10 protein-coding genes are annotated in these 14,481 nt (G+C 51.0%); 3 read left to right on the top strand and 7 right to left on the bottom strand.

The genetic code is table 11. The features are described from left to right. Positions 1 to 197 precede the first annotated feature (197 nt). The 6 genes from AB1757_24795 to ccsA form a co-directional block, all read right to left on the bottom strand. Entirely contained in the window at positions 198 to 917 is a 720-nt protein-coding gene (locus AB1757_24795; protein ID MEW6130277.1) for a riboflavin synthase, read from the bottom strand. A gap of 65 nt (positions 918 to 982) precedes the next feature. Continuing rightward, positions 983 to 1,651, bottom strand: coding sequence for a (d)CMP kinase (gene cmk, locus AB1757_24790; protein ID MEW6130276.1), 669 nt, complete (start codon positions 1,649 to 1,651; stop codon positions 983 to 985). After that, on the bottom strand, positions 1,648 to 1,902 hold the full coding sequence (locus AB1757_24785) for a hypothetical protein (GenBank protein MEW6130275.1): 255 nt from the start codon (positions 1,900 to 1,902) through the stop codon (positions 1,648 to 1,650). Before AB1757_24785 ends, cmk begins: the two co-directional genes overlap by 4 nt. A 133-nt stretch (positions 1,903 to 2,035) precedes the next feature. Continuing rightward, positions 2,036 to 2,965 (bottom strand): hydroxymethylbilane synthase, encoded by a 930-nt coding sequence (hemC, locus tag AB1757_24780; protein ID MEW6130274.1) that lies wholly within the window; start codon positions 2,963 to 2,965, stop codon positions 2,036 to 2,038. 77 nt (positions 2,966 to 3,042) lie between these two features. Beyond that, positions 3,043 to 4,311, bottom strand: a complete 1,269-nt coding sequence (gene hemA, locus AB1757_24775; protein ID MEW6130273.1) for a glutamyl-tRNA reductase — start codon at positions 4,309 to 4,311, stop codon at positions 3,043 to 3,045. A gap of 130 nt (positions 4,312 to 4,441) precedes the next feature. Continuing rightward, entirely contained in the window at positions 4,442 to 5,260 is an 819-nt protein-coding gene (gene ccsA / locus AB1757_24770) for a cytochrome c biogenesis protein CcsA (GenBank protein MEW6130272.1), read from the bottom strand. A 797-nt stretch (positions 5,261 to 6,057) separates the two neighbouring features. Between ccsA and AB1757_24765 the strand changes: the two genes are divergently transcribed. Next, entirely contained in the window at positions 6,058 to 9,657 is a 3,600-nt protein-coding gene (locus AB1757_24765; GenBank protein ID MEW6130271.1) for an HYR domain-containing protein, read from the top strand. Positions 9,658 to 9,769: 112 nt separating this feature from the next. On the opposite strand, the gene AB1757_24760 is transcribed toward AB1757_24765, so the two are convergent. Continuing rightward, a complete protein-coding gene (locus tag AB1757_24760; GenBank protein ID MEW6130270.1) occupies positions 9,770 to 12,256 on the bottom strand; it encodes a protein kinase in 2,487 nt (828 codons plus the stop codon). A gap of 379 nt (positions 12,257 to 12,635) precedes the next feature. On the opposite strand from AB1757_24760, the gene AB1757_24755 reads away from it, so the two are divergent. Together AB1757_24755 and AB1757_24750 are read left to right on the top strand one after the other, a co-directional pair. Then, positions 12,636 to 13,853 (top strand): PilZ domain-containing protein, encoded by a 1,218-nt coding sequence (locus AB1757_24755; GenBank protein ID MEW6130269.1) that lies wholly within the window; start codon positions 12,636 to 12,638, stop codon positions 13,851 to 13,853. A 157-nt stretch (positions 13,854 to 14,010) separates the two neighbouring features. After that, positions 14,011 to 14,472 carry a hypothetical protein gene (locus tag AB1757_24750; protein ID MEW6130268.1) on the top strand — a complete coding sequence of 154 codons (462 nt, stop codon included), beginning with the start codon at positions 14,011 to 14,013 and terminating at the stop codon, positions 14,470 to 14,472. Positions 14,473 to 14,481: the final 9 nt, after the last annotated feature.

The raw sequence follows: 14,481 nt of genomic DNA, 5'->3' as shown, positions 1-14,481 counted from the left end.
TGGTGTAAATCACGTCAACAAGCCCTTATTCGATAAACCAATTATTCCGTAACGCGACTCCTCAATCGAATGAGCTTCATCAAACTAATCGAAAGAAGCGGGGTCGAAGAAAACTGCTATTGCATCGTCGAATGAAATGCCGCGTTCCGCTTTGACCTCTTCCGCTTTTCTGACATCCCACTCAAACCGAGGATTCATCAATAGCCTTTCTCAATTAAACTCTCAAGCGTTAATTGATTGGCGCTTTCCTCATAATCGGCTTTATAGAGTAACAACCGCTCGACATATTTTGCGAGCACATCGACTTCGAGATTGACGCGGTCACCGGGTTTCAACTCTGCCAATGTGGTTTCGCGCCAGGTGTGCGGGATGACCGCCACTTCAAACCAATCACTGCCAAGTCCGGCAACCGTGAGGCTGATGCCATCGACGCAAATTGAACCTTTCATCGCGATGTAACGCATCAAGACTTTCGGCGCGCCAAACCGCAGACGATAGGCATTGCCTTCGGGCGTTGCTGAAATCAACGAAGCGGTTCCATCAACGTGTCCTTGAACCATGTGTCCGCCGAGTCGTTCACCGACGCCGAGCGCGCGTTCGAGATTGACCCGACTTCCGACGCGCAAATCGCCGAGCGTTGAGCGGGTCAAGGTTTCAAGCGAAGCATCGGCGGTGAATTGATTATCGGTCATGGTAGTTACTGTCAAATCAACCCCGTTGACGGTAATCGAATCGCCGATTTGTGTCCCTTGTAAAACTTTCCGGCATTCGATGACCAGGTAAGCGCCGCTGGCACGCCGCTCAATGCGCCGCACCCGTCCGACTTCCATAATTAAGCCAGTGAAAATGCCCATCAGTTCCATCAAATAAAAAAGCAAAAGTAAAAAGGGAAAGGTGAGGTTGACTACCCCTCTCATACAAAATAGTTAAACCCCACTTCGCTTGCTTACTTTTGCCTTTGCCGGTTTGGCGAAGAAAAAGTCTAACCGTGCGATTGAATGATTTCAAGGACACGGGCAATGACCTGGTCAACCGTCATCGTTGAGGTATCGATTAAAATTGCATCATCGGCTTTCACAAGCGGCGTGGCTTCACGTTCACGGTCACGGCGGTCGCGTTCGGCAAGCTCCGCTTTAATATGTTCAAATGAAACCTCGCTGCCTTTTTGTTTTTCTTCGAGCCAGCGACGTTCGGCGCGAACCGCAGGCGATGCCTCTAAAAATAATTTCACTTCGGCGTCGGGAAATACTTTGGTGCCGATGTCGCGTCCGTCCATCACCAGACCGCCGGACTTGCGCATCTCGCGAAGTTTATCAACCACGACTTCGCGAACCGTGGCAAGGGTGGCAACCACAGATGCCGCCTGGCTGACTTCGGGCAGACGAATTTCGCGAGTCACTTCCGCGCCATCGAGATACACTCGCAAGGCATCGGGGTCGCCTTCAAGTTTGATTTGCGAACCCCGCGCAATCTCGGTAACGGCATTTCGGTTATCAAGCGGCGTTTGCGATTGCAGAGCTTTTAAGGCGATGGCGCGATAGAGTGCGCCGGAATCGATAAACAGGTAGTTGAAGTATCTGGCAAGCGCTTTTCCTAAAGTGCTTTTTCCCACACCCGATGGCCCATCAATGGCGATGACAATATTATTCATTTCAGTTTGCGTTTGAACCGGCGGCGCAATCTTTTAAGAAAGCTGTGGTCTAAATCTTCTCGATAATAATGCCCGACCACGACCGGCGTCAGGTCTCTCTGCTTTTTGGCATATTTTTCGCAAATCAGTTCCAGGGTGGTTAATTGTTCTTCGGTTAATTCAGCCAATACGGTTTGAAATAAAAACTCATTTCGCGTTGCGCTTTTGAGCAGTCGATGGAGTGTGGTTACACGATCCTGATTTTGTGCCATGAAAATCCATCCCTCGAAATTTTTGGACTGGGATTATGAGGATGAGGTTTAATCTCACGTAAGCTCTATCGGGATGCCCGCGAAAAATACTCGAAAATTTTTCCGATTGCAAGTTTATCTTTCAAATAACCGGTTACTGGTTAGCCAATAATTCTTTTGCCCCCTGTTGTAATAATTGATTTGCTAATTGCTGTCCCAATCCTTCGGCATCGTTTACGTTGCCGTTCATCTGTTCGCGAATGATTCGCGAGCCATCGGCTTTTGCTACCAGCCCGTCCAATATCAATTCATCGCCAGCAACTCTGCAAAGCGCCGCAATCGGGACGATGCAACCGCCACCAAGTCCTTTTAAAAAACTGCGCTCGGCTGTACAAGCCAGTCGCGTAGGCAAATGGTCTATGGCTTTCAAAACTTCATTTACGCGCGCGTCATCCTGTCGCGATTCAATGGCAAGCGCCCCTTGGCCAACCGCCGAAAGCATAAAACGCGAATCCAGATACTCGGTGATGCGGTGGTCATAGGCGAGGCGACGAAGACCTGCGGCGGCTAAAATAATTGCCGCAAATTCGCCTTCATCAAGTTTTCTCAGTCGCGTATCGAGATTGCCGCGCACCGGAACGATCTTTAAATCCGGGCGCGCGGCACGAATCTGCGCTTCGCGTCTGAGGCTACTGGTGCCGAGAATTGCGCCTTCGGGTAACGCCGCAAAATTGGCGATGCCCCCGACGGCGACAAAAGCATCGCGCACATCTTCGCGTTCGCAAATCGCCCCGACGGTTAAGCCTGCGGGAAGTTCGGTCGGCAAATCTTTCAAACTGTGAACCGCAAGGTCAATCTGCCCGGCAAACATTTCGTCTTCGAGTTCTTTAGTGAAAAGTCCTTTGCCCTGTTCGCCGAGTTTCGGAAGCGACACATCCAACACGCGGTCGCCTTTGGTGGAAATGATTTTAATGTCGATGTGCAGGTGCGGGTGATGACGTGCCAACTCGGCTTTCACCCAGTTAGTTTGCCAGAGCGCCAGTTTGCTGCCGCGTGTGCCGATGGTTAATTTGTCGTTGGTCATTGGTCACTTGTCATTGGTCATTGAGGCGTTGTCAATTGGTCATTCGCAAAGATGGATAATTGACAACGTACCAATGACTAATCAATTTTTATCATCTTTCTTAATTCTTCGAGGGTATCCGCCGGTTCTTCGTTTCTTGCTGCGGCGCGCATTTGCATAATAATCGGATGTGAAAGTTTATTGACGAGCGCCGGAAGCAGGACTTCAGCGATTTTAATTTCCTGTTCGGGACTTAATTCACCAAGTTTTTTACGATGGCGTTTGAGTTCATTTTGCGCCAGTTGGGTGACAATCTGTTTGACTTCGACAATGCTAGGTCCGATGTCAAACGACCGCATATGTTTGATGAAATTATGCACTTCGGTTTCGATGATGGCTTCGGCATTGCGCGCCTCGCGTTCGCGTTCGCGGATATTGGATTCGACGACGCCTTCAAAATCATCTATATCGAACAGGAAAGCGTTATCGAGTTCGGCGACTTCCGGGTCGATGTTGCGCGGCACCGAAATATCTATAAACAGCAGCGGTCCTTTGCGTCGCGATTTCAAGGCGCGCCGCGCTTCTTCGGCGCGAATCACATAATCAGGCGCGCCGGTTGAACAGATGACAATATCGACGACCGGCATGACTTCATAAAAGGTTTCAAATCCGACGGTGCCGCCGTTGAACTCATGAGCAAAGCGTTCGGCGCGTTCTGCCGTGCGGTTCGTCACCAGCAATTTATTGCTTCCGGCTTCCATCAAATTCTGCGCAGCGAGTTCAGCCATTTCGCCTGCGCCAACTAAAAGTATGGTTTTGTTGTTCAACTCACCGAAGATTTTTTCCGCGAGTTCGACAGCCACAGAACTCACCGACACCGGCAGTTGGGAAATCGCGGTTTCGGTGCGCACCCGTTTGGCAACGTTGATCGTGCGGTGCATCAATTGGCTGAGAATACGCCCGACGGTTCCGGCTTCGATGGCGTTGCGATAGGCTTCTTTCACCTGCCCGAGAATTTGCGATTCGCCGAGCACCATCGAATCGAGGCTCGACGCCACACGGAAGAGATGTTTAATCGCGTGATCCTGCGAGTGACGGTAAAGGTGATGATGGATGGTATCAACCGAAAGGCTATGAAAATCGCAGATAAAGTTGGTTAAACGATGGAGTCCGGGTTCAGCGCCCGCCGGCGATGAGGCAATCAGTTCAACGCGATTACAGGTCGAGACAATCACCCCTTCGTCAATCGTCTCCTGATCGACGAGATTGGCGAGCGCCTCCGCCAGACAGGCTTCGTTGAACGCTACGCGTTCGCGTATTTCGACGGGCGCGGTGCGGTGACTGAGACCTACAAGAACAATATTCATAAACGATAGTCTGGAGTCTGGAGTCTGGAGTCTGTTGTGCCAGCGCCTTTCACCTCTGACTAAATCTTTGCGCCGCCAGTCAAAGTTAAATCAGGGACTGCGGACTCACGACTCCAGACTCCAGACAGTTTTAGCCAAATACGTGCAACGTTCCTAAATATCGGACACCGATTAAACTGCCGACAACTAAAATAAAACTGATAATCGAAGCCAGCGCCGCCGTGCGTCCGCCCCAACCGGCGCTGATGCGCGATTGCAACATCAACAGATAAATCACCCAGATGAAGATGACGAACATTTCCAGGGGTTGTCCGTGCCAGAATACGCCATCGCGGGTGCGCGACCAGGCGATGCCTGCGGCAATGCCGAGCGTCAGCAGGACAAAGCCGATAGCTGAGGCTTTAAAACTGATGGCATCGCAGGTTTCGAGGCTCGGCAGGCGATAAAAAATCGTGCCGAATCGTTTCCTTTTCAATTCGCGCTCTTGCAGGATATACATCAAGGCTGCGCCGAATGAAATAAAGAACGCCGCGTAAGCCAAAAGAATCAATCCGGCGTGTGCCGGGAATAATAATTTCTGCAAAGGTTCGGTCGAACCTTCCGGGCGCTCCGAGGTGCCGGTGGCGAGCGCCGCCACCCAGGTCAACACAAAAACGATGGGCAGCACAAAGGCTTTCAAGGCATTGGCGTGATACCAGCGGGTGGCAATAAAAAAACAGACGATCAATGACCAGGAGAGAAACGCGCACATCTCCTGAGTGCCGACAATCGGGCAACGATTTGCGGTAAACCCTTTCCAGATTAACCAGACCGTGTGCGCTAAGAATGAAATTCCTAACGCAACATTAGCGGCCCTTTGCATAACCGGACGTTTCGTCGTCAAGGTAAAAATTGCCTGACCTACACAAAAGGTATAACCGAGAAGAATAATGACCCATAAATAATCCATAGCCGCCTCCGGCAAGGTAAACTCACCGCACCCATTCTACCTTGTCAGGAAAAGCGAATCAATTTTTCTCAAGGCTAGACCGCACAAAAGGTTGGGGATGAGCGCAGGAAGGTGAGGTTCGCGATAAATGGGCAGGCGCAATTTCCGTAGATTGATTGGCTTTTTACTCCCCAAATTGATAAACCGGAAGCTTGAGTGACGCCCCTTTTCCCGGCAATAACCCATCCTTTATCCCTATTTTTTATTCGGCTTGACTAAGTTCCCATTCATGCATAATATTCGGCGTCGTTTACAAGCAGTAATGAGTAATCAATAGTTTGAGCCAGGCACTTCTCCTCTGACGCCGGTATTCAAAGGCATTAAATGAAGGTTTTTAGTTATTGAATATATTTTTCTGTTTATTAGGTTTTCTGTTTATTAATTAATCGCTCTTTTGAGTTAAGTCAGTCATTAAATAAAGAAAATCAGCAACAAGGATTTCCGGAAACTTTCTGCTGACATTCTTTGCTCTCGGCGTTCGTCAACAATTCTAAGCATTAGGCATTATTGGTAAAGTTCAAAACTTATGGAGGACCGTAAACATTATGAAAAGATTTGCTCGTTTTTCTTCAGGGCGAAAGCCTGTGGAGCGGACGGCATCTTCATCTACTCCCAGACGGAAGTTCAGATTTAGAGTTATTGCCCTCTCCGTTCTCCTGTGTTCCTTATTCATCATCTTGCCCGCTCTTTTCAGAGCCGGAGTATCGTCTGCCCAAAAGGGCAGTAAACTCGTTCCCTCTTTCAGTCAGGCGCAAGCTATGGTGGTGACGCCAGCTCTCAGGGACATCAAGCCGGAAATTTTGACCCCGGAACAACTGGCGAAAATCGCTCGCGAAAGAGAGATTAAAAAAGAGAAGAACGCTTCCAACGTCAAGCGGATTCGCCCGGAATGGGACCCGAAAAAGACCACTAACTTTTTAGATCGGGCGATAAACAACGCCAAGGATCCGCAAAGCACTGCCGTCACCAATCCGATTCAGAATTTCGACGGCCCGGAAGCCGATGACCTGCCCGCACTATTTGGCGGGCGGTTTGCGCCGCCCGACACCAATGCGGCGGTGGGCCCAAACCATGTGGTTTTTGCCACCAACAGTATGATTGAGGTCTTCAATAAGACCGGAACCTCACTGCTTGGGCCAGTGAGAATCAGTAGTTTACTGGTGGGCATCGCCAATGCCACCGATGATGATGGCGACCCGATTGTGCTTTATGACTCGCTTGCCGACCGCTGGTTCATCAGTCAATTCAATCTGCGTTTTAATGCAAGCAGCCAGATGCACATGCACGTCGCCGTATCCCAAACCGGTGATCCGACCGGCGCGTGGTACGCTTATGACTTTTTAACTAATGCCGGGAGATTCGTTGACTATCCGCACGTCGGCGTCTGGCCCGACGGCTATTACATGGCGAGCAACGATTTCAACACTTCAGGCACGGCTTTCCTCGGTGCCGGATGCTACGTCTTCGAGCGCGCCAAGATGCTGGTTGGCGACCCGACGGCGAAGATCATCGGCTTCAACTTGCCAAATACCGAAGGCGGCATGTTGCCGACCAACCTACAGGGCTTCACCGCACCGCCGGTCAATACGCCAAACCTGTTCATCGAGTTTGACGCCGACGAGTTCGGTGCCGCCACCGATTTGATTCGCGTCTTCGAGTTTCGCCCGAATTACACGACTCCGGCATCTTCGACATTAACTCAACTGTCGGATATTCCAGTGGCGGCGTTTGATGCCCGTAATCCATCGGGGCGCGCCGACATCGCTCAACCGGCAGGCGGCGAAGGGCTGGATTCCATTGCTGACCGCCTCATGCACGCCTTGAACTTCCGCGTGTTGTCGGGCGGCGTGCAATCTTACGTATTCAACTGGTCGGTCAACGTCAGCGGCGTCACTCCAACCAGTTCAGCCACTTATCAGGCAGGCATTCGCTGGATGGAATTGCGGCGCAATGCCGGAACCGGCGCGTTGACCATCAACCAGGAAGCGACTTATGCGCCGGGTTCAGGTAGCGGCACCGGTCGCGACTTGTGGATGGCGTCTGTGGCTCAAGACGGCGAAGGCAATATCGCACTCGCAGCTAACGCCAGCGGCACCAGCCCGGCGCTGAATCCCACAGCGATTTACACCGGACGGTTGGCTGGCGACCCTGCAAACACGTTGCCGCAAGGTGAAATAGATGCGTTTTCAGCCGTCACCAGAGGGGTACAAACCGCAACCTCGAATCGCTGGGGCGATTACAGTTCATTGTTTGTTGACCCATCCGATGAATGCACTTTCTGGGGAGCGTTTGAATATGTTGATTCCCCAACCGCAACTTTTGACTGGAATACCCGCGCCTTCAGTTTCAAAGTCAATCCGACTTGTGTGACTGCGCCGCGTGGCACGATTAATATCAACGTAACCAACTGCGTTAGCGGTAATCCGATTGCCGGTGCGGTTGCCACCACGGCTGATGGGTTTTTCAGACAGACGAGTGCTGGCGGGACGGCTTCCATGACAGTTTCACCGGGAACCTACACGATCACCGTAACGGCACCCGGCGGCTTTAGCACCTGCACCCAAATGGTAACGGTTACAGCCGGCGGGACGGCAACCGTCAATTGCTGCCTGGCACCATCAGCTATCATCACCAGTGCTGGCGCAACCATCGTAACCGAAGGATGTACCCCGGCAAATGGCGCCATTGACCCAGGTGAAAACGTTACCGTCAGCCTCTGTGTGCAGAACACGGGCGGATTGGATACGACGAATCTGGTTGGCACCCTGCAAAACACGGGTGGCGTGACCGGCGCGGGCGCTCCGCAAAATTACGGAGTTGTGGTTGCCGGTGGTCCTGCGGTCTGCCGCAACTTCACCTTCACGGCATCGGGCACTTGCGGCGGCACCCTCACCGCTACTCTGGATTTGTCTGATGGCGCAACTAACCTTGGCACCGTCACCTATACGTTCACGCTCGGTGTCTTGAACACTGCCTTGTCTGAAAACTTCGATGGCGTCACCGCTCCTGCCCTTCCGGCTGGCTGGGTCGCTACCGAAAACCAAGACGTCGCCGGTAACTCCAACCCCTGGGCTACCCAAGCCGCTACCGCTGATACCGCACCCAACAGCGCCTTCACCAATGATCCGAATAATATTTCGGATGAATGGCTCGATACGCCGACCCTCAATCTCCCGGCGGGTCCTGCGGTGTTGACCTTCCGTAACAATTTCGATATGGAAAACACCTTTGATGGCGGGGTTGTCGAAATCTCCATCAACGGCGGGGCATTCACCGACATCATCACGGCAGGCGGTTCGTTCGTCGGCGGCACTCAGGGTTACAATGGCACCATCAGTGTCAACTTCTCCAGCCCGATTGCCGGTCGGCAAGCCTTCACCAATACCTCCAGCGGTTACGTCACTACCGGCATCAATCTGCCCGCTTCGTCTCAAGGGCAACCGGTCGTCATTCGCTTCCGTCGGGCAACCGACACCAGCGTTGCCGATGTCGGCTGGCGTATTGACACCATCACCCTCACGGCTGGCTTCACCTGTTGTACCACCGGTGGCGCTTGTACCCTCACTTGTCCGGCAAATGTCACCCAAAGCAATGACACGAATCAGTGTGGCGCGGTGGTCAACTATCCTGCACCGACAACCACCGGCTCTTGCGGTACAGTGACCTGCACCCCGCCATCCGGGTCGTTCTTCCCTGTGGGCACAACCACTGTCACTTGCTCTGAATCCGGCGGCGGCGCAGCGCCCACAGGCGGCGGCGCGACCTGTTCATTCACCGTCACCATCAATGACACTCAACCGCCGTCAATCACCTGTCCGGCTAACGTGACCGCAGTCACCCCGACGCCGGGCGCGGCAACTGCTGTGGTCAATTATCCGCCGCCAACCGCTTCGGATAATTGTCCAGGGGTAACGACCGCTTGTGTACCGCCTTCCGGGTCAACCTTCGCGGTTGGCGTCACGACGGTGACTTGCACAGCGACCGATGCCGCAGGCAACACCGCGACCTGTACATTCACCGTGGCGTTATTCAACGCTTCATTGCAGGATGAATCAGCCGCCTGCAATTCCTCGGCGTTGTTTAATACGACCAATGGCGCTTATCGCTTCTGCTGCGATGGCACAACCTTTACGGGAACCGGCACCGTGAAGAAACAAGGTAATGTGTACACCTTGACGCACAACGCGCCGGATCGTCGCGTGTTGTTACAGATTGACGGCTCGACCAAGAAGGGCAATGGCAGTTTGCAAAGCCCGCCGGGGACGTTGCGTTGTACGATTCGTGACGACAACATTACCAACAACACCTGTCTTTGTGGCATGCCGGTTATGCCGGTAGGATCAACGCCTAAAAAATAACCATCAACCACGACTGACACAGTCGTAAAACCAAAAGGCTGGATGAACGTTCATCCAGCCTTTTTTTAATGGCTCAATAACTGCGCCAATCACCTTATGAAACCCCGATTGGTTATTTTTCCGGTTCTTGAAGGCTTTCGCGGCGAGCCTTCAGATTTTCCCAGAATTCCTGATAACCCGGGCTGGCTCTTAACGCCTCCCATCTCGGGTCAACCGCAAACCACCTGAAATTTTCATTGCCCATTTCAATGGCACGCAATAGCCATTCAATCGCCTTGTCTTCCTGCTTATCAAGCGCATACACGGATGCCAGCCGATAAGCATTATCCTGATCGGCGTAGGCGGTCGCTTCAACCTTTTCATCAATCAATTCAAAAGCCCGGTCACGTTCACCTCTGGCAAGATAAGCTGCCGCCAGATGTAATTTGTGAGAATGGAGTTCAGGATTTTTCGCCAATACCGCTTCCATAATCTGTGTCGCTTTATCGATTTGCCCTTCAAAATAAGCGATCACCCCGCTTTGTATTTTTAAATTCGGATGGTTCGGTTCAATGGCTAGCCCCATAGCGATTTCGCTTTTCGCTTTTGCCCAGTCGCGTTGATAGACATAGATGCGGGCACGGTTATAGCTTGCGAAAACGATGTCGGTCGGGCTGATTTTCAAATAGGCTGCCCACTGCTCCAACGCTTTTTCATATTGCCCAGACAACCGATAGACATATGCCGCCGCCGAATGCACAGACGGTTCATTGGGCGCTTTTTTCAGCAACCGGCGAATCTCCGCTCTGGCTTGTTGCGAACGCCCTTCAAGCAAATCGATGTAAACCATTCGCACACAGGATTCGATGAGATTGGGGTCTAATGCCAGAGCCACTTCAAAAGCCGCTTTCGCCCGCGTGTAATATTCGACGCCGCCGATGCCTTTCAAAACATAGTTCAAATAGCAAAGCCCCAAACCGCTATGCGCCAGCGCAAAATCGCCATCCATATCCAGGGCGCTTTCAAATAACTCAATCGCTTCTTCGAGGTCTTGCACGTTGAGGGTCTGGGTGAGGAATTTGTAAAGCACGGTGCGGGCTTTCAAATAATTTTCATAAGCCTGCGGATTTTCGGTCGGCGATTTCTTCGCGAGTTTGGCTTGCTCTTTAGAGGTCGTGCGCACCCGCAAGCCTTCGACAATCAACTGTGAAATCGTGTCCTGCAAAGTGATGATGTCTTTTGCATCGACATCAATCTTTTCGCTCCACAAAATATCGCCCGACGCCACATCAATCAATTGCGGCGTCACCCGAAAACGGTCGCCCGCTTTGATATAACCGCTGACGAGTACCGCATCAACCGTCAGTTGATTGCCAATGGCGCGCGGGTCAATCTCTTTGCCTTGAAATTGCGCAATGTATGATGACGGACGAACAATCAAATCGCGCAGTTGTGCCAGTTCAGTTATCACACAATCGGCAAGGCTGAAACTGTAAAATTCATCGGCAGAATTTCCCGATAAATTTTTAAACGGCAAAATCGCCAGAGCTTTTTTATCGCGCGACTTCCAGGTGGTTGTCGCATCCGATGGCGGAGTGGATTCAATTTTGGACGGTGATGAATCGGTCGTCGGCGTGCCGGTATCTTGCAAATCATCGACTGCCGGTTGCGATTTGCCGAAAGCCTTTTGCATCCAACCGGCAAGGCGACCGGCAAGCCCCGTCTCTTTTTGCGGGCGGGTTGAAGCGCGATAAGCCGAACTGAATGGTGCTCCTCCGCCGCTTTGTTGTGAATGGAAACTGCGGGCAAAGGCGCGCAATTCATCAAGCATGGCATCAGCCGTTTGGTAACGCGCCGTTTTATCTTTTGCCAGGGCTTTCAGGATGATGTTCTGAAACCGCAAAGGGACATTTTCAAGCGCGTCAGGTTCGGTATGCAAAACCGCGTGCATCACATCCACAGAAGTTTTCCCGCGAAACGGCAATCGTCCGGCGAGCATTTCATAAATCACAATACCGAGACTGAAAATATCGCTGCGCGCATCAGCGGCTTCCCCGCGCGCCTGTTCCGGCGACATATAACTTGCCGTGCCGAACGGTTTTCCGAGTTGCGTGAGTTCATTGACGATGAGCGATTCGTCGCTTGAAGTTTTCGTCAGTTTCGCCAATCCGAAATCGAGAATTTTGATCTGTCCGCGTTCATTAATCATCACATTGGCGGATTTGATGTCGCGGTGCAGGACATTTTTGTGATGCGCTTCGGCAAGCGCGTCGGTGATTTGCAAAGCGAATTCGAGCGCCTGTTCGACCGGCAATGGGCGACCGTTGATATACTTTTTCAAATTCTGCCCCTCGATATAAGGCATCACGAAAAAGAGAAGGTTATCGACTTCGTTGATTTCATAAACCGTGCAAATGTTGGGATGGTCGATTGAAGAAGCGGCGCGCGCTTCTCTTAAAAAACGGGTGCGGGCTTTTTCATCGCCGACCAGTTCAGTGGCTAAGGCTTTGATGGCGACCGCGCGATGCAGTTTGGTATCTGTGGCTTTATAAACAATCCCCATGCCACCTTTACCAATCTCTTTCAATATTTTGTAGTGCAGTATGGTTCTTCCAACCATCGTGTTTAACCTTTAACGTCCTGAATCTGATTATACACTCAGCCCTTACTCGCACAAGATGAAAGCCCGATGAATCAAAAAAGAAAACTGCTTTTCCAGTAACTTTTCCTAACCGCTGTGACAATTTTTGCAAGTCGCCCGCGCTAACCGATGCCTTGAACCTCAAGGTTTAACAACGACCATTTACCGATTCAGGGAAGCTCATCATCTGAAATCGCCATTTTTTTTCAAACCTGACACCGGAATAAAAATTGCTCAATAAATTTACCCTTACCCTTTTGTGGTGGTGCGCCCGTTGCGGGGTTTGGGGTATCACAGCCAGTCAAAAATACGCGGCAACCGATTAATGTGTGAATTAAATTTTCAGGAGGCAGCGACAATGAATTATTCGGCGAATCAAATTAGCGCTTACTATCTGGAACTGGAAAGGCTAATTGAACGAATCGAACGCGCCACTACGCATTATCAGGTATTAGGCATCGAGCGCACTGCCACGCCTGAACAAATCAAAGCCGGTTATTATCACACGATGAAGCTTTTGAAATTGCTGCGTTTCAAAACCGCTTTCCTCATGCCGCCCGACATGGTTCAACGATTGCGCGGCGCAACCGAAAAAGCCTCCGCCGCTTTTTTCGTGCTCATGCATTTCGGCAAACGCACCGAATATGACAATGCTTTGCGCGATAACGCCAAAGCGCCAATCAATGTCGATAAAATTCTTGGGCAAAAACCTCCAGCCAATCCTCAAAATTCTCAACTGCCCTCCGCAAAAATCAATGACCTCAGACGCGAACAACGGGTCATCGTCAATCGCGGGACAACCGGCAAATTGAATGCCAAGGTGATTCACGCAACCGAAGCCATTGTGCGCAGCGCCGCCAACAAGGTGATGTTCACCAAACCGGTTGAACTGACCAGTGAAAAAGTGGCAGATCGCACATTGGAAAAACTCCGCCGGTTTCAACGCTTCAACCTATCCCTGCCGACCTACGTTGCGGGTTACGGAAAAGATGGCAAGAAATGGCAGGAGATGACCCACACGATTGATGTCAGCAAAGGTGGCGTGTCACTCAGATTGACTCGTCGTTTAAGACATGGTCAGGTGGTGCATTTGACCATGCCGTTTCCGGTCAAATTACGAAATCATGGATTTGGCGAGCCGAGTTATAAAATTTACGCCATTGTTCGTCGCATTGAGCCATTGAAAAACGGTTCGCGAGAAATGGGATTGGAATTTCTTCAGGAAGCGCCGCCCAACGGCTACCACGAAAAACCCGCCAGTGTCTATCGCACCGAATCCTGGCAAGGACAGGATCGACGACGCGAACCGCGCAAAGCTCTGAAAGAAACCGTCACCATTGAATACCTCAATCAAATGATGCACACCATCGGCGAAGAAAAAGGACTCACCGAAAATATCAGCGCCGGCGGCATGCGCGTCTGTTTACAAGCCGTCCCCCCTGAACTCGAAGTCGTCAAAGTCATCAGCCCGACTCATAACTTCAATAGTCTCGCGGTGATTCGCAACCGTTTTTTCGGTAGCGACAAACTCGAACGCCTCTGCTTACAGTTCGTTGATAAGCAATGGAACTTGTGATAAAAAAATTTTTCAAATAAAAGAAGACCAAAATCCGTCATCCCCAGTCTTATTGCCTGAATGCCTCGACACGTTAGCAAAACGTGCGAAGCGTTAAATGATAGTTTGCTCCGATGAGGAGAATTTTTTGAATAAGAATTTAGGATAGGAGAAAAAGATGAGAGGAAAAACCATTTCTATTTTAGTCACTCTGGCAACCGTCACGTTGTTACTGACGAGCGCCTTCGGACAAGGAACCGCGCGAGGTCGTTATTACACCAAAAGTCAAGTTGACAATATTATTAAGCGCGTTGAAACCAACAGCGATAAATTGAAAGATACGGTTGATAAATCGCTTGACCGCAGCATTCTCGACGGCAGCAATCGTGAAGATAACTGGAATGAACAGGTCAAGGATTTGGAAAAAGCCCTTGATGATTTGCGCGACGATTTTGACCGTCGAGACCGTTGGATTGAATCGCGTCAAAAAGTTGCAGAAGTTTTACGCGAAGCCGATGAAGTGGGAAGAATCTGTAGTAAACCGGTGTTTGGCAGCAAGGTTCATAAACTGTGGGCTAAGGTTCGCGCCGATTTAAATACCCTCGCAGGGGTTTACAATTTGCCGCGCATTAAATATTAAGCATCAAGC

The sequence above is a fragment of the Acidobacteriota bacterium genome, from assembly GCA_040754075.1.
Classification (GTDB): domain Bacteria; phylum Acidobacteriota; class Blastocatellia; order UBA7656; family UBA7656; genus JBFMDH01.
This window is presented reverse-complemented; position numbering and strand designations above follow the sequence as displayed.